Here is a 16,434-nt window from a genome sequence, read left to right as displayed (position 1 = left end):
GGATGAGGGGCAAACGCCGAGCACGGCACCCCGCGTCCTCGGCTGCCCGGAACGCATTCCGGGCAGCCTGTCCTTGGGGAGGAGGCTTACTTGATGTAGCCGGCGCGGGTCATTTCGCGAACGGCCGTGGTCTGGGCCTGTGCCAGCGCGTCGTCCACGGAGGACTGGCCTGCGAGCACGGCCGAGAAGAGCTGGCCGACCGTCGTGCCGAGACCCTGGAATTCCGGGATCGCGACAAACTGGCCACCCGTATAGGGCACCGGCTTGACCGAGGGCTTGGTGATGTCGGCCGCATCCATCGCCGCAAGGGTCGGGGCTGCGAAGGGGGCTGCCTTCTCGTATTCGGCGTTCTTGTAGAGCGAGGTGCGCGTGCCCGGAGGAACGTTCGCCCAGCCTTCCTTGGACGCGACGAGCTCGGTGTAGCCCTTGCTGGTCGCCCAGGAGATGAACTTCTGCGCGGCCTCGGCCTTGGTCGAGCTTGCCGGAACGGCGAGGTTCCACGACCACAGCCAATGGCCATGGTTGCCGTTGCCGGTATCCGGGAAGATCGCGTAGCCGACCTTGTCGGCGACCGTCGAGTCCTTCGGGTTGGAGACGAAGGAAGCGGCGACCGTCGCGTCGATCCACATGCCGCACTTGCCCTGCTGGAAGAGCGTCAGGTTCTCGTTGAAGCCGTTGGACGAAGCGCCCTGCGGGCCGGCGTCCTTCATCATGTCGACGTAGAACTGGAGGGAAGCCTTCCATTCCGGCTGGTCGAACTGGGGCTGCCAGTTCTCGTCGAACCAGCGACCGCCGAAGGAGTTGTTGAGCGCGGTGAGGAACGCCATGTTCTCGCCCCAGCCGGCCTTGCCGCGCAGGCAGATGCCGCTGATGTCGGCGCCGCGGTCGGTGATCTTGCGGGCGGCATCGCCGATGAATTCCCACGTCGGGGAATCGGGCATGGTGAGGCCGGCCTTCTCGAACAGGTCCTTGCGGTACATGATCATGGCGGATTCGCCGTAGAACGGCGCGGCATAGAGCTTGCCGTCGACGGAAAGGCCGCCGCGAATCGCCGGCAGCAGGTCGTCGACGTCATAGTCGTCGCCAAGGCCGTCGAGCGCGACCAGCCAGCCCTGCTTCGCCCAGATCGGAACTTCGTAGTTGCCGATCGTGACGATGTCGTACTGGCCGCCCTTCGTCGCGATGTCGGTCGTCACGCGCTCGCGCAGCACGTTTTCCTCGAGCGTCACCCACTCGAGCTGAATGTCCGGGTTCTTCGTCGTGAAGTCTTCCGTCAGCCCCTGCATGCGAATCATGTCGCCGTTGTTGACGGTGGCGATCGTCAGGGTTTCGGCATTGGCGAAACCGGCAAGCAGAGCAGCCGAGCAGGTGCCCAGCAGAAGGGTTCTCAAATTCATCGTCTTCCTCCCAGAAGGGTTATGAGCATTTGCTTCGCTCATGGGCAATTACTCATAAATTGCCGCACGAAGTCAATGGCTATTCGTTGCTGCGCTGCACAATGCAGGCAGGCGGAGCTTGAATCGCATGGGAAATTTGTGCGCGGCGAATGCAGCCGGCCGCGTGCCGCAGCCGCCTGTCAGGCGGAAAGCAGGTAGCGCGCCGTCGCTTCGTCGGTAATGACGCCGTTGATCATGCGGCCGCGAAGGGCGGCGAGAAGCGCGGCATATTTGCGCTTGCCCTTGGCAAGGCCGATGACGGTGGTCGTCTCGCGCGGCGGCAGCGGCACGGAGGCGACGCGCTCGTTGATGCTGCCCTCCAGCAGCTTGCCGTTGCTGTCGAACATCCAGCCGCAGATCTCGCCCGTGGCCCCCTCCTTCATCAGCCGCGCCATCTCCTCGGGATCGAGGAAGCCGTCGAGGCAGAGCGGCGCGTCGGCGCCGAGCTCGCCGATGCCGACGAAGGCGACATCGGCCTCGCGGCCGAGCTGGAGCGTCGATTGCACGAGGCTCTGCTTGTGCAGGAGATCGCGCTCCTCCGTGGAGGAGACGAGCACCGGCAGCGGCATCGGATAGTGCCGCGCCTTCACCGCATCGGCCATGGAGAAGATGACGTTGTAATAGGCGGCCGAACCGTCCGGCCCGATATTGCCGGTCAGCGACATGATGCGGTGCTGCGGACATTCCATCGTCGGAAGCTGGTCGATCGCCGCCTTGAGCGTGCGCCCCGTGCCGACCGCCAGCACGATCGGCTCGCTCTTCTTCAGCCAGCGCTCGATCTCCGCCGCCCCCGCCTCGGCGATGCCGACCGTCGTGGAGGTGGAGCCCGGGTCACCCGGCACGATGTCGACATGCACAAGGTCGAACTTCTGCTTGAGCGCCTCGCCCAGCTCCAGGCATTCGGCGATGGGGTGGTCGAGACGAACCTTGATCAGCCGCTCGGCGACGGCAAGCGAGACGAGGCGTTGCGCCGACTGGCGGGAAATGCCCATGGCCGAGGCGATCTCGTCCTGCGTGCGGCCGGCGACATAATAAAGCCAGCCGGCCCTTGCCGCATCGTCCAGCCGCCCCGCTGCTTCCGTCCGCTTCGCCATCGTATTCCCCGGTTGTTTCCCACGATTTGCTGCATCTTTTCACCCCACCTGTCAAACGTCATGTGATGGCGCACAGGAGACAGCCATGGCCGCATCACCCCGTTGACGTCACGAAAAGGCAACTGGAATACTCATGTTTATTTTCGCTGCAGGCCCTGGAAAACCGGCATTCCGTTTGAAATTTTACCGTTTGATAAAAAAATAAACCTGAGTTACCGTTCTTCCATTCAAAAAGCCCACTCGAATGGGAGATAACTATGGGAACGACGCAATCTGGGATCCATCGCGGGCGCCTTGCGCCGGCCGAATACGAGACGAACTTTTCCGACCTCCACCCACGCCTCGACGACCATGAGGCGCTGGTCGCAGCCGACCGCTGCTACTTCTGCTACGACGCGCCGTGCATGACGGCCTGTCCCACCTCCATCGACATTCCGCTGTTCATCCGCCAGATCTCGACGGGCAACCCGATCGGCTCGGCCAAGACGATCTTCGACCAGAACATCCTCGGCGGCATGTGCGCCCGCGTCTGTCCCACCGAGACGCTCTGCGAGCAGGCCTGCGTGCGCAACACCGCGGAACACCGCCCCGTCGAGATCGGCCGCCTCCAGCGCTACGCGACCGACGTCGCGATGACGGAAAACAAGCATTTCTACGAACGCGCGGCCCGCACCGGCAAGGCCGTCGCGGTCGTTGGCGCCGGCCCGGCGGGCCTTGCCTGCGCCCACCGCCTTGCCATGAACGGCCACGACGTCGTGATCTTCGAGGCGCGCGAGAAGGCCGGCGGCCTCAACGAATACGGCATCGCCACCTACAAGGCCGTCGACGATTTCGCCCGGCGCGAGGTCGACTATGTGCTCTCCATCGGCGGCATCGAGGTGAAGAACGGCCTGAAGCTCGGCCGCGACTTCACGCTGGCCGACCTCACCGCCAATTTCGACGCCGTGTTCCTCGGCATGGGCCTTGCCGGCGTCAACGCACTCGGCGCGGAAGGCGAGACCCTTCCGGGCGTCACCGATGCCGTCGATTTCATCGCCGAACTGCGCCAGGCCGAGGACAAGGCCACCGTGCCGGTCGGCCGGCGCGTCGTCGTCATCGGCGGCGGCATGACGGCCATCGACGCCGCCGTGCAGGCAAAGCTCCTCGGCGCGGAAGAGGTGACGATCTGCTACCGCCGCGGCAAGGAGCACATGAACGCCTCGCCCTTCGAGCAGGACCTCGCCACCTCGAAGGGCGTGATGATCCGCCACTGGCTCCAGCCGAAGCGCGTCATCGCGCGGGACGGCCACGTCGCGGGCATCGAGATGGAATATACCGAGATGCGCGACGGCAGGCTCGTCGGCACCGGCGAGACCGGGGCACTTGCCGCCGACCAGATCTTCAAGGCCATCGGCCAGACCTTCGAGGCCGCGGGCCTCGGCTCGCTCACCATGGCGGCCGGCCGCATCGCCATCGACGCGGAGGGCCGCACCTCCGTTCCCCATGTCTGGGCGGGCGGCGACTGCGTGAAGGCCGGCGAGGACCTGACGGTCACCTCCGTCGCGCAAGGGCGCGATGCGGCCGATTCGATCAACCGCATGCTGGCTGCCGCCGCGCAGCCTTCCGTTGCCGTCGCTTGAGGGAGATGAGACATGGCTGATCTTCGCAACAACTTCGTCGGCATCAAGTCGCCCAACCCGTTCTGGCTCGCCTCCGCCCCGCCGACCGACAAGGCCTACAATGTCGAGCGCGCCTTCAGGGCGGGCTGGGGCGGCGTGGTCTGGAAGACGCTCGGCGAGGAGGGCCCGCCGGTCGTCAACGTCAACGGCCCGCGCTACGGCGCGATCTGGGGCGCCGACCGCCGCCTCCTCGGCCTCAACAATATCGAGCTCATCACCGATCGCGATCTCTACACGAACCTGATCGAGATGAAGCAGGTCAAGATGAGCTGGCCGGACCGGGCGCTGATCGCCTCGATCATGGTGCCCTGCGAGGAGGAGAGCTGGAAGGCGATCCTGCCGCTGGTGGAAGAGACGGGCGCGGACGGCATCGAGCTCAATTTCGGCTGTCCGCACGGCATGTCCGAGCGCGGCATGGGCGCGGCGGTCGGCCAGGTGCCGGAATATATCGAGATGGTCGTGCGCTGGTGCAAGCAGTACACACGAATGCCCGTCATCACCAAGCTGACGCCCAACATCACCGACATCCGCAAGCCCGCCCGCGCGGCCAAGGCCGGCGGCACCGACGCCGTGTCGCTGATCAACACGATCAACTCGATCGTCTCGGTCGACCTCGACAGCTTCGCCCCGAACCCGACGGTCGGCGGCAAGGGCACGCATGGCGGCTATTGCGGCCCGGCGGTCAAGCCCATCGCGCTCAACATGGTGGCCGAGATCGCCCGCGACCCGGAAACCTACGGCCTGCCGATCTCGGGCATCGGCGGCGTGACGACCTGGCGGGACGCTGCCGAATTCCTGGCGCTCGGCGCCGGCAACGTGCAGGTCTGCACGGCGGCCATGACCTACGGCTTCAAGATCGTCGAGGAGATGATCTCCGGCCTTTCCGACTGGATGGACGCCAAGGGCCACCGCAACCTCGACGACATCTGCGGGCGCGCCGTGCCGAACGTCACGGACTGGCAGTACCTCAACCTCAACTACATCGCCAAAGCCCGCATCGACCAGGATGCCTGCATCAAGTGCGGCCGCTGCCACATCGCCTGCGAGGACACCTCGCACCAGGCGATCACGCAGTTCGTCGACGGCATCAGGCATTTCGAGGTGATGGAAGACGAATGCGTCGGCTGCAATCTCTGCGTCAACGTCTGCCCGGTCGAGAACTGCATCACCATGGTGAGCCTCGAACCCGGCACGCTCGATCAGCGCACCGGCAAGCCGGTCGATCCGAACTACGCCAACTGGACGACCCATCCGAACAATCCGATGGCGCGGCAGGCGGCGGAATGAAACGAAACGGCCGGGGTAACGAGCCCCGGCCTTTCTGATTTCATCCACATCGACGGTCCGCGCGATTGAGGCAACCGTTTCTCCATCAAACCCGCTCCCCTCCCGTTCGTCATCCTCGGACTTGGCCCGAGGATGACGGAGGAAAGGTTTGCGGATGATGTGAACCGGAAAGCTTGCGGCTGTGCAAACCGAAGGAATCGAAAGGCGAAACGAAGCCTTTGAGTCCACCTCATCCGAAGATGTTGAAGCTCTGTCCGGCGCTGTAGGCGAGGAGCGCAAGTGCCGAGAAATACACGATCGTCAGCACGACCATCACGTAGCCGGCAAGCACCACCAGCCCGTCGCGCTGCGAAATGCCGGCGGCAAGCAGCAGGATGGCGATGCCCGGCAGCGTGTTGGAGAAGGGGATGAGCCCGAGCGGCGCCATGAGCAGGAGCCCTGCCCCCATCAGCACCAGCCCGTTGATGCGGTTCATGACGGCGCCCGTGGTGAACGCGGCGAGCCGCGGCTTGAAGAACCGGTCGATCCGGCGCAGGAACGTCACCCCGCGCTCCAGCACGGGCCGCAGCTTGCGGTTTTCAAGCCGGCGGTCGGCGACCTTTTCCGGCAGCCAGGGCAGCCGGTTCAGCGTGATCGCCGCGCTGATCAGCACGATGCCGGCCCCGAAGACGGTCGAGACGCCGGGGATCGAGACCGGGAAAAGGAAGGGCAGCGACAGGAAGGCGCACAGGAGCAGCAGGCCGCTTTCGCCCATCATCGTCAGGAGGTCGCGCAGCGTGACGTACTCCCCCTTGATCGAATGGAGAATATCCTCGAGCAGTTCGCTCGTCTTGCGGTCCGTGTCCTTGAAGCCGATCGCCGTCGTCATGAAGTGTCCTTTGCTGTGCCGCGCGCCTATGGGCGAGGAATGCGGCTTTCCTATGGGGCTGGCATACGCCCGCGCGCATGGCCCCGCGCGCATGGCTGTGAGCGACCCCGGCAATGTGCCGCGGGCCCGAGCCCCAGACGATAGGGTGAATGTCTTGACGAAGCGTATGCCGCCCCCGGCTGGCCTTTCCGTTCACGCCAAAGGCCATGAAAAGCTCAAGGGGCATCTTGCCATGCTGCTCTTCGCGGTGCTTATCGCCGGGTCCTTTTCCTTCGGCGGGCTCGCGGCGCGCCACATGGACGCCGAGCCGCTGACGCTCTGGCGCTACATGCTGACCATCGCCGTCATGGCGGCGCTCGCCTTCGGCGTCTTCCGCGTTCCGGCGGTCTGGCCGCGGCAGGCATGGCGCTTCCTCGTGCTCGGCGGCCTCATCGCCCTCTACATGCTGACCATGTTCATGGCGCTGGAATTCACGAGCCCCGTCTCCACCGGCGCCGTCTTCACCCTGATGCCGCTTCTCAGCGCCGCCTTCGCGCTGCCCGTGCTCGGTCAGAAGACGAAGCCGGGCGTGCTTGCCGGCCTCGTCATCGCGGCCGGCGGCGCCGTCTGGGTGATCTTCCGCGGCGATGTCGCGGCGATCCTTGCCTTCGACATCGGCGCCGGCGAGATGATCTTCTTCGTCGGCGTCGTCTGCCACGCGCTCTACGTGCCGCTGATCCGCCGCTTCGACCGCGGGGAACCGGCCGTCGCCTTCGGCTTCTGGGTCACGGCCGGCGCGACGGCCTAGCTGGTCGCGCCCGGTATCCGCGGGCTCGTCGAAGCCGATTTTTCCGCCCTGCCCGTCGTCGTCTACGCCGCCGTCGCCTATCTGGCGGTCGTCACCACGGCCGGAACCTTCCTGCTCCTGCAATATGCCTCGATGCGCCTGCCGGCCTCCAAGGTGCTCGGCTACGGCTACCTGACGCCGAGCTTCATCATCCTTCTCGAGGGTCTTTTGGGCCACGGCTGGGCGAGCCCGCCGGTGCTGGCGGGTGCGCTCGTCACGGCCTGCGGGCTGGCGCTGATGGCGCTTCTGCCGGACTGACGCTCACGCCGGCTGCTCGCTGATGTTCAGCCCGGTGACGAAGAGCTGTTCGAGAAAGCGCGCCGCATCCTCGAAACGCCCCTCGCCGGAATGATCCTGCCCCAGGACGGCACGCACCTGCACGTCGAAGTCGGCATAATGCTGCGTCGTCGACCAGATCGAGAAGATCAGGTGATAGGGATCGCATTGCGCGATCTTGCCGGCCTTCGCCCAGCTGCGGATGACCTCCGCCTTCTCGTCCACCAACGCCTTCAGCGGCCCCTTCAACTCGTCCTCGATGTTGGGCGCGCCCTGCAGGATCTCGTTGGCGAAGAGCCGGCTTTCGCGGGGGAAATCGCGCGCCATCTCCAGCTTGCGCCGGATGTAGCTGCGGATCTCCGAGACCGGGTTGCCGCCCGCATCGAACTCGCGCAGCGGATCGAGCCAGGTGTCGAGCACGCGGGTGATCAGCGCCCGGTGCATCGCCTCCTTGGTGCGGAAATAATAGAGCAGGTTCGGCTTCGACATGCCGGCCACCTCGGCGATCTGGTCCACCGTCGCACCGCGGAAGCCGTGCAGCGAGAAGACCTCCAGCGCCGCTTCGAGGATCTGCTCTTCCTTGGCTTCCTGAATGCGCGTGCGCCGCTGAGTCCTGGCCGCCCTCGGTAATGCCATCGTGCCCCCTCGCCACCCTCCGCCGCCCGGAAAAGTGCCGCCAAATTCACCACTTTTACCCGCCGCCATTTTCTTGGGCGCTCGCCCAAGGTTTTTGGTTTTTCGGCTTGAGTGCCGCAACGGAAGCTGTAATGTTTACCAACCGGTCAAATTATCAGACAGTTATCAAATAAAGGCAACTGCTCTGAACGGACGGCGCAAAAACAACAATCGCGCTGCCGGCCGGTGGGAACAAAATGGGGCCTGAAGAGCCCGAAGACGTGGGAGCATACGACATGGCCGCACCCGGCGAGAACATGCGTGTCAACGCGGACCGCCTGTGGGATTCCCTCATGGACATGGCGAAGATCGGCCCCGGCATCGCCGGCGGCAACAATCGCCAGACGTTGACCGACGCCGACGCCGAGGGCCGGCGCCTCTTCCAGACATGGTGCGACGAGGCGGGCCTGACCATGGGCGTCGACACGATGGGCAACATGTTCATGACGCGCGCCGGCACCGACCCGGACGCCCTGCCCGTCTATGTCGGCTCGCATCTCGATACCCAGCCGACCGGCGGGAAATATGACGGCGTGCTCGGCGTGCTCGCCGGCCTTGAAGTCGTCCGTTCGCTGAACGACCTCGGCATCGAAACGAAGCACCCGATCGTCGTCACCAACTGGACGAACGAGGAAGGCGCCCGCTTCGCCCCCGCCATGCTCGCCTCCGGCGTCTTCGCCGGCGTGCACACGCAGGATTACGCCTATGGCCGCAAGGACCCGGAAGGAAAGGCCTTCGGCGACGAGCTGAAGCGCATCGGCTGGGTCGGCGACGAGGAAGTCGGCGCGCGCCGGATGCACGCCTACTTCGAATATCACATCGAGCAGGGACCGATCCTCGAAGCGGAGAAGAAGGAGATCGGCGTCGTCACCCACTGTCAGGGTCTGTGGTGGCTGGAATTCACGCTGACCGGCCGCGAGGCGCATACCGGCTCGACGCCGATGGCGATGCGCGTCAATGCCGGCCTTGCCATGGCGCGCATCCTCGAAATGGTGCAGACGGTCGCCATGGAGAACCAGCCGGGCGCCGTCGGCGGCGTCGGCCAGGTCTTCTTCTCGCCGAATTCACGCAACGTCCTGCCCGGCAAGGTCGTCTTCACCGTCGACATCCGCTCGCCCGACCAGAAGAAGCTCGACACCATGCGCGCCCGCATCGAGGCGGAAGCGCCTGCCATCTGCGAGGCGCTCGGCGTCGGCTGTTCCGTCGAGGCGGTCGGCCATTTCGACCCCGTCACCTTCGACCCGACGCTCGTCGCCACCGTCCGCAAGGCAGCGGAAGACCTCGGCTACAGCCACATGAACATCATCTCCGGCGCCGGCCACGACGCCTGCTGGGCCGCAAAGGTCGCCCCCGCCACGATGATCATGTGCCCCTGCGTCGGCGGCCTCTCCCACAACGAGGCGGAGGACATTTCGAAGGAATGGGCCGCCGCCGGCGCCGACGTGCTGCTCCACGCGGTGATCGAGACGGCGGGGATTACGGAGTGAGCGGATGTTTTTGCTGGTGAACACCCCCTCATCCGGCCCTTCGGGCCACCTTCTCCCCGCTGGGGAGAAGGGAAGGCTCGGCACGACCATGTCGCTTGATCCATCGCCGCATGTGCTGTGCCGCAGAGGGAAGAAAAACGGTGCCACAAGTATCCCCTTCTCCCCAGCGGGGAGAAGGTGGCCCGAAGGGTCGGATGAGGGGGTTATGCCGAACGCGAACGACATCACGAAACGACGCTCCGGCAAGACAGGCCAAGCCAGGCGACTGAGGCGGATCGAGACGGAAGAGGAGCGCCTTCTCTGGAGCGACCTCCGCGACCGCCGTCTCAACGGCTTCAAGTTCTCCAGACAAATACCGCTAGGAGCGTACATCGTCGATTTTCTCTGTCGCGACCGGCATCTCATAGTCGAAATCGATGGCTTTCAGCACGCTGAGAGTCCTTCCGACGAATTGCGGACCCATCGTCTTAACGCATTCGGCTATTCCCTCCTCCGCTTCTGGAATCATGAAGTGACCCGCGATCGGCGCGCAGTCCTCGAAACAATCCTTGCCGCGCTGGACGGTCGAATGACCGAGCGTTGTCATGTAGCGCGTTTCTACCCGGCCATTCCTGCCGAAACCCGGAAAACAGGGGAAACAACATGAGCACAGTCATCAAGGGCGGTACCATTGTCACCGCCGACCTGACCTACAAGGCGGACGTCAAGATCGAGGGCGGGAAGATCGTCGAGATCGGGCCGGACCTTTCCGGCGACGAGGTGCTGGATGCGGCGGGCTGTTATGTCATGCCGGGCGGCATCGACCCGCACGTCCATCTCGAAATGCCCTTCATGGGCACCTATTCGGCCGACGATTTCGAAAGCGGCACGCGCGCCGGCCTTGCCGGCGGCACGACCATGGTGGTCGATTTCTGTCTGCCCGATCCCGGCCAGTCGCTGCTCGACGCGCTGAAGCGCTGGGACAACAAGTCGACCCGCGCCAATTGCGACTACTCCTTCCACATGTCCGTGACCTGGTGGGGCGAGCAGGTCTTCGACGAGATGAAGACCGTCGTCGAGGAAAAGGGCATCAACACCTTCAAGCACTTCATGGCCTACAAGGGCGCGTTGATGGTGAACGACGACGAGATGTTCGCCTCATTCCAGCGTTGCGCCGCGCTCGGCGCGCTGCCGCTCGTCCATGCGGAGAACGGCGACGTGGTCGCCGCCATGCAGGCCAAGCTGATGGACGAGGGCAACAACGGGCCGGAGGGCCACGCCTATTCCCGCCCGCCCTCCGTCGAGGGCGAGGCGACGAACCGCGCCATCATCATCGCCGACATGGCGGGCGCCCCGCTCTATGTCGTGCACACCTCCTGCGAGCAGTCGCACGAGGCGATCCGCCGCGCCCGGCAGAACGGCATGCGCGTCTATGGCGAGCCGCTGATCCAGCACCTGACGCTCGACGAGAGCGAATATTTCGACAAGGACTGGGACCATGCCGCCCGCCGCGTCATGAGCCCGCCCTTCCGCAACCGGCAGCACCAGGACTCGCTCTGGGCCGGCCTTGCCAGCGGCTCGCTGCAGGTGGTGGCGACCGACCACTGCGCCTTCACGACCGAGCAGAAGCGCACCGGCGCCGGCGATTTCCGCAAGATCCCCAACGGCACCGGGGGCCTCGAAGACCGCATGCCGATGCTGTGGACGCACGGCGTCAACACCGGCCGCCTGACGATGAACGAGTTCGTCGCCGTCACCTCCACCAATATCGCCAAGATCCTCAACGTCTACCCGCGCAAGGGCGCGATCCTCGTCGGGGCCGACGCGGACATCGTCGTCTGGGATCCGAAGCGCAGCAAGACCATCTCGGCGAAGAGCCAGCAATCCTCCATCGACTACAACGTCTTCGAGGGCAAGGAAGTCACGGGCCTGCCGCGCTATACGCTGACGCGCGGCGTCGTCGCCATCGAGGAGAGCACCATCAGGACCCGCGAGGGGCACGGCCAGTTCGTCAAGCGCGAGCCCTTCGCCGCCGTCAACAAGGCGCTGTCGACCTGGAAGGAGATCACCGCGCCGCGCAAGGTGGAGCGCACCGGCATCCCGGCGAGCGGCGTCTGATGCGCGCCGGCCGTTCGCTTCCAGCCCTTCTCCTCGGCATCGCCCTCGCCGGCCCGGCCGGGGCGGCGGTCGACATCGACGGTAGCTATGGCGACAAGGAAGGCTGTCGCTATGTCGAGACCGGCGAATCCTCGGGCGCCGATTTCTTCTTCCTGCTCGACAAGGAGGGTATCACCACCGCCGTCTCCTATTGCGAGTTCCAGGGCGAGGGAAGGAAGGTCGGCGGCGCCACGCTCGTCAAGGCGGGCTGCCATGAGGAGGGTTCGGAAGAGGTCACCCCCTACGAGCTGACATTGACGCTGGACAATGGCGGCTACACGATCAGCTTTGCGGACGGCACGCGCTGGGGGCCGCTGGCGAGGTGCGGGAAGTGACGGCGGGACGACCGGCCCATGGACGCCTGCGCGGGAACCGGCACCGCACCAATCACCGCGCGCTCCAGCTCATGGGGCACTGCCGGGGCCCGGCACCCGGCGGTGCCTTCCCCGGCAATTCCACGCGCGGGACGATACGCCAGACAATGCCGATTGCAATGCCGGTGAGGGCCATGCAGTCTGCCGAAAACCGCGCTGTGCGAAGCGCCGAAAGATGAACAGCATGGCCCCATCCGATACCGTCGTTGCAGCAAGAGACCTCGGCCTGACGTTCCAGACGGCCGATGGGCCCGTCACGGCCCTGACCGGCGTCGACCTTTCCGTGGAGAAGGGCGATTTCGTCTCCTTCATCGGGCCGTCCGGCTGCGGCAAGACGACGTTCCTGCGCGTCATCGCCGACCTCGAAAAGCCGACATCGGGCACGATCACCGTCAACGGCATGACCCCGGAGGAGGCGCGCAAACGCCGTGCCTACGGCTATGTCTTCCAGGCCGCCGCGCTCTATCCCTGGCGCACAATCGAGGAGAACATCGCCCTGCCGCTGGAAATCATGGGCTATTCCAAGGCGGACCGGAAGGCGCGCATCGAGCGCACGCTCGACCTCGTCAACCTCTCGGGTTTCGGCAAGAAATATCCCTGGCAGCTCTCCGGCGGCATGCAGCAGCGCGCCTCCATCGCCCGCGCGCTCGCCTTCGACGCCGACCTGCTCCTGATGGACGAGCCCTTCGGCGCGCTCGACGAGATCGTCCGCGACCATCTCAACGAGCAGCTCCTGAAGCTCTGGGCCGCGACCCGCAAGACCATCTGCTTCGTCACCCACTCCATCCCCGAGGCGGTCTATCTCTCGACGAGGATCGTCGTCATGAGCCCCCGCCCCGGCCGCGTCACCGACGTGATCGAATCCCCGCTGCCCAAGGACCGCCCGCTCGACATTCGCGAGTCGCCCGAATTCCTGGAAATCGCACACCGTGTGCGCGAGGGCCTGCGCGCCGGCCACAGCTACGAGGAGCACGCCTGATGAGGCTCTCCTTCGTCCTCTGGCTCTTCGGCGCGACGGCCGTGTTCATCACCGCCGCCTCCGCCTCGCGCGTCTATGTCCACACGACCAATATCCTTTACCTGCTGCTCTCGATGACGCTCTACGTCATCGGCAACCTGATGATGCTGCGGCTGATGCGCGAGGGCGGGCTGGGTCTTGCCATATCGCTTTCCGCCATCACCCAGCTTCTCGTCATCAATGTCATCGCCTTCGCGTTCTTCGGCGAGCGGCTGAGCAACACCCAGCTTGCCGGCGTCGGTCTCGGCATCCTCGCCATGGGGCTGATGCTGCTGCCCGCCCCCTCGAGGAGCTGATCCATGGAACAGGCAAGCTTCCTTCGTGACCGCCTGCTCCCGATAGGCACCGTCCTCCTCGCACTCCTCGCCCTCTGGTACGTCTTCGCCGCCGTGCTCAACGCCCCCTTCGAGCGCGACACGGCGGCCCGGGCCGGCACGACGATCGGCTTCATGGAGCTGCTGCCGAAGACCATGGCGCAGGAGCGCCCGGTCCTGCCCGCGCCGCACCAGGTCTTCGCCGAACTCTGGGACACGACCGTCAACAAGGCCATCACCTCCAAGCGCAGCCTCGTCTACCACGCCTGGATCACCCTTTCCGCGACGCTTCTCGGCTTTGCCATGGGCGCCGTGCTCGGCATCCTGCTCGCCATCGCCATCGTGCACAATCGCGCCATGGACCGCTCGCTGATGCCCTGGGTCATCGCCAGCCAGACCATCCCCATCCTCGCCATCGCGCCGATGATCATCGTGGTGCTGAACGCCATCGGCATTTCCGGCCTGATGCCGAAGGCGCTGATCTCGACATACCTCTCCTTCTTCCCGGTCGTCGTCGGCATGGTGAAGGGACTGCGCAGCCCCGAGCAGATCCAGCTCGACCTGATGCACACCTACAACGCCTCCCCGGCGCAGACCTTCTGGAAACTGCGCTGGCCCGCCTCCATGCCCTACCTCTTCACCTCGCTGAAGGTGGCGATCGCCATCTCGCTGGTCGGCGCCATCGTCGGGGAGCTGCCGACGGGCGCCGTCGCCGGCCTCGGCGCGCGCCTCCTCGCCGGCTCCTATTACGGCCAGACGGTGCAGATCTGGGCGGCGCTCTTCATGGCGGCGGGCGTCGCTGCGCTGCTCGTCATCATCGTCGGCATCGCGCACAATCTCGTCCTCAAGCGCATGGGGGCACGGGCATGAATGCATCGATCCTGATAGCCGCCGTCGTCTTCTGGCTCGCCGCCTGGGCGTTCAACGAGTGGCTGGTGCGCCGGAAATTCCTGAGTCCCGCCGCCGACCGCGCCGCGCGCCTCGCCGTGCCGCTGATCTTCGGCGCCACCATCCTCGTGCTCTGGGAGGGCATCGTCCGGGGCTTCAACGTCCCCTCCGTCCTGCTGCCGCCGCCGAGCATGATCTGGACGCGGCTCGTCGGATCCGTGCCGACGCTCTGGGCGGATTTCCGCCAGACCTTCCTGAAATCCGTACTGGTCGGCTATGCGCTCGGCTGCGGCCTCGGCTTCCTCGTCGCCATCCTCATCGACCGCTCGCCCTTCCTGCAGAAGGGCCTGCTGCCGCTCGGCAATTTCGTCTCGGCCCTGCCGGTCATCGGCGTCGCGCCCATCATGGTCATGTGGTTCGGCTTCGACTGGCAGTCGAAGGTCGCCGTCGTCGTCATCATGACCTTCTTCCCCATGCTGGTGAACACCGTGTCCGGCCTTGCCGCCACCAGCCACATGGAGCGCGACCTGATGCGCACCTATGCCGCCGACTGGTTCCAGACGCTCCTCAAGCTGCGCCTGCCGGCCGCCTGGCCCTTCATCTTCAATGCCCTCAAGATCAATTCCACGCTGGCCCTCATCGGCGCCATCGTGGCCGAGTTCTTCGGAACGCCCATCGTCGGCATGGGTTTCCGCATCTCCACGGAAGTGGGCCGCATGAATGTCGACATGGTCTGGGCCGAAATCGCGGTCGCCGCGGTGGCTGGCTCCCTGTTCTACGGGATCGTCGCGCTTATCGAGCGGGTCGTCACGTTCTGGCATCCGTCTGTCCGCGGTGGACAGGCGTAACAAGAAGAAAGAGGGAACTGACATGAAAACGAAGATCGCATCGCTGCTGATGGCAAGCGCCTTCTCGCTTGCCGCGTTCCAGGCCGGGGCCGCCGACAAGGTCGTCCTCCAGCTCAAATGGGTGACCCAGGCCCAGTTCGGCGGCTATTATGTCGCGAAGGACAAGGGCTTCTACGAGGAAGAGGGCCTCGACGTCGAGATCAAGCCGGGCGGCCCGGACATCGCCCCCGCGCAGGTGATCGCCGGCGGCGGCGCCGACGTCATCGTCGACTGGATGCCCTCGGCGCTCGCAACGCGCGAAAAGGGCGTGCCGCTCGTCAACATCGCCCAGCCCTTCAAGTCCTCCGGCATGATGCTGACCTGTCTGAAGGATTCCGGCGTCAAGGGCCCGGACGACTTCAAGGGCAAGACACTCGGCGTCTGGTTCTTCGGCAACGAATATCCGTTCCTGTCCTGGATGGCGCACCTGAAGATCCCGACCGAGGGCGGGCCGGACGGCGTGACCGTCCTCAAGCAGGGCTTCAACGTCGACCCGCTGATCCAGAAGCAGGCCGCCTGCATCTCCACCATGACCTACAACGAATACGGCCAGGTGCTCGATGCGGGCATCAAGCCGGAGGACCTCGTCACCTTCAAATACGAGGACCAGGGCGTCGCGACGCTGGAAGACGGTCTCTACGTGCTGGAGGACAAGCTCAAGGACCCGGCCTTCAAGGAGAAGATGGTCAAGTTCGTGCGCGCCTCCATGAAGGGCTGGAAATATGCCGAGGAGCACCCGGACGAGGCCGCCGAGATCGTCCTGGAGAACGACTCGACCGGCGCGCAGACCGAGGCGCACCAGAAGTTCATGATGGGCGAGGTCAGCAAGCTGACCGCCGGCTCCAACGGCGCCCTCGACGAGGCCGATTACAAGCGCACCGTCGAATCGCTGCTTGCTGGCGGTTCGGACCCGGTCATCTCCAAGGAGCCGGAAGGCGCCTGGACGCACGAGGTCACCGACGAGGCGCTCAAATAGGCTTTCGCCACGGGAACAACGCCGCGTGCGGGGCCCTGCCCCGCACGTTTCGTTTTGAACGCAGGAAGGTCCGCGGTGGCGCGCTACCGTCGAAATACCGGACGCGCTAAATAATGAGGCACCATTTCGTTACCCCTTGTAAGCCCGCCGGACGCCGACTACATAGACCGCACAGTTGGAACCTGGAGAGGCCTGACGCCATTCCGTGTCCGCCATGCTGGCAAGGAAATGAAG

General features: G+C 65.2%; 17 protein-coding genes. 13 read left to right on the top strand and 4 right to left on the bottom strand.

Annotation, left to right across the window (positions count from 1 at the left end; all coding sequences use genetic code 11):
* Positions 1–86: 86 nt before the first annotated feature.
* Both L0976_RS06300 and L0976_RS06295 read right to left on the bottom strand, forming a co-directional pair.
* Complete coding sequence (locus L0976_RS06300) at positions 87–1,397, bottom strand: sugar ABC transporter substrate-binding protein (RefSeq protein WP_203315929.1); 1,311 nt, start codon at positions 1,395–1,397, stop codon at positions 87–89.
* A gap of 179 nt (positions 1,398–1,576) precedes the next feature.
* A complete protein-coding gene (locus L0976_RS06295; RefSeq protein ID WP_203315930.1) occupies positions 1,577–2,530 on the bottom strand; it encodes a sugar-binding transcriptional regulator in 954 nt (317 codons plus the stop codon).
* A 257-nt stretch (positions 2,531–2,787) separates the two neighbouring features.
* Here L0976_RS06295 and L0976_RS06290 point away from each other — a divergent pair, with 257 nt between their 5' ends.
* Both L0976_RS06290 and preA read left to right on the top strand, forming a co-directional pair.
* Entirely contained in the window at positions 2,788–4,149 is a 1,362-nt protein-coding gene (locus L0976_RS06290; protein ID WP_234186556.1) for an NAD(P)-dependent oxidoreductase, read from the top strand.
* A gap of 12 nt (positions 4,150–4,161) precedes the next feature.
* Complete coding sequence (gene preA, locus L0976_RS06285; RefSeq protein WP_234186555.1) at positions 4,162–5,475, top strand: NAD-dependent dihydropyrimidine dehydrogenase subunit PreA; 1,314 nt, start codon at positions 4,162–4,164, stop codon at positions 5,473–5,475.
* A gap of 229 nt (positions 5,476–5,704) precedes the next feature.
* On the opposite strand, the gene L0976_RS06280 is transcribed toward preA, so the two are convergent.
* A complete protein-coding gene (locus L0976_RS06280; protein ID WP_234186554.1) occupies positions 5,705–6,343 on the bottom strand; it encodes an exopolysaccharide biosynthesis protein in 639 nt (212 codons plus the stop codon).
* Positions 6,344–6,497: 154 nt separating this feature from the next.
* On the opposite strand from L0976_RS06280, the gene L0976_RS06275 reads away from it, so the two are divergent.
* Together L0976_RS06275 and L0976_RS06270 are read left to right on the top strand one after the other, a co-directional pair.
* Complete coding sequence (locus tag L0976_RS06275) at positions 6,498–7,130, top strand: DMT family transporter (protein ID WP_234186553.1); 633 nt, start codon at positions 6,498–6,500, stop codon at positions 7,128–7,130.
* A gap of 132 nt (positions 7,131–7,262) precedes the next feature.
* On the top strand, positions 7,263–7,427 hold the full coding sequence (locus L0976_RS06270) for a hypothetical protein (protein ID WP_234186552.1): 165 nt from the start codon (positions 7,263–7,265) through the stop codon (positions 7,425–7,427).
* Between the two features lie 3 nt (positions 7,428–7,430).
* Here the strand turns inward: L0976_RS06270 and L0976_RS06265 are convergent, their stop codons facing one another.
* Positions 7,431–8,081: a TetR family transcriptional regulator C-terminal domain-containing protein gene (locus L0976_RS06265; protein WP_203315934.1), complete on the bottom strand. Its 651-nt coding sequence runs from the start codon at positions 8,079–8,081 to the stop codon at positions 7,431–7,433.
* A 275-nt stretch (positions 8,082–8,356) separates the two neighbouring features.
* Here L0976_RS06265 and L0976_RS06260 point away from each other — a divergent pair, with 275 nt between their 5' ends.
* The 9 genes from L0976_RS06260 to L0976_RS06220 all read left to right on the top strand — a co-directional run bounded on the left by L0976_RS06260 (position 8,357) and on the right by L0976_RS06220 (position 16,200).
* The gene (locus tag L0976_RS06260) at positions 8,357–9,607 is read left to right on the top strand and encodes a Zn-dependent hydrolase (protein WP_234186551.1); all 1,251 of its coding nucleotides are present in this window, start codon (positions 8,357–8,359) and stop codon (positions 9,605–9,607) included.
* A gap of 4 nt (positions 9,608–9,611) precedes the next feature.
* On the top strand, positions 9,612–10,253 hold the full coding sequence (locus tag L0976_RS06255) for an endonuclease domain-containing protein (protein WP_234186550.1): 642 nt from the start codon (positions 9,612–9,614) through the stop codon (positions 10,251–10,253).
* Positions 10,250–11,704, top strand: a complete 1,455-nt coding sequence (hydA, locus tag L0976_RS06250; RefSeq protein WP_234186549.1) for a dihydropyrimidinase — start codon at positions 10,250–10,252, stop codon at positions 11,702–11,704. The genes L0976_RS06255 and hydA overlap by 4 nt, the downstream gene beginning before the upstream one ends.
* The gene (locus tag L0976_RS06245) at positions 11,704–12,078 is read left to right on the top strand and encodes a hypothetical protein (RefSeq protein WP_234186548.1); all 375 of its coding nucleotides are present in this window, start codon (positions 11,704–11,706) and stop codon (positions 12,076–12,078) included. Before hydA ends, L0976_RS06245 begins: the two co-directional genes overlap by 1 nt.
* A 223-nt stretch (positions 12,079–12,301) precedes the next feature.
* Positions 12,302–13,096: an ABC transporter ATP-binding protein gene (locus tag L0976_RS06240; protein WP_370643593.1), complete on the top strand. Its 795-nt coding sequence runs from the start codon at positions 12,302–12,304 to the stop codon at positions 13,094–13,096.
* On the top strand, positions 13,096–13,431 hold the full coding sequence (locus tag L0976_RS06235) for a hypothetical protein (protein WP_203315940.1): 336 nt from the start codon (positions 13,096–13,098) through the stop codon (positions 13,429–13,431). Before L0976_RS06240 ends, L0976_RS06235 begins: the two co-directional genes overlap by 1 nt.
* Positions 13,432–13,434: 3 nt before the next feature.
* Entirely contained in the window at positions 13,435–14,319 is an 885-nt protein-coding gene (locus tag L0976_RS06230) for an ABC transporter permease (RefSeq protein WP_234186546.1), read from the top strand.
* On the top strand, positions 14,316–15,185 hold the full coding sequence (locus L0976_RS06225; RefSeq protein ID WP_234186545.1) for an ABC transporter permease: 870 nt from the start codon (positions 14,316–14,318) through the stop codon (positions 15,183–15,185). Before L0976_RS06230 ends, L0976_RS06225 begins: the two co-directional genes overlap by 4 nt.
* Positions 15,186–15,207: 22 nt before the next feature.
* Positions 15,208–16,200 (top strand): ABC transporter substrate-binding protein, encoded by a 993-nt coding sequence (locus tag L0976_RS06220; RefSeq protein ID WP_203315943.1) that lies wholly within the window; start codon positions 15,208–15,210, stop codon positions 16,198–16,200.
* The last annotated feature ends 234 nt before the right edge of the window (positions 16,201–16,434 follow it).

The organism is Shinella sp. NM-101 (assembly GCF_021401195.1).
Taxonomy (GTDB): domain Bacteria; phylum Pseudomonadota; class Alphaproteobacteria; order Rhizobiales; family Rhizobiaceae; genus Shinella.
This window is presented reverse-complemented; position numbering and strand designations above follow the sequence as displayed.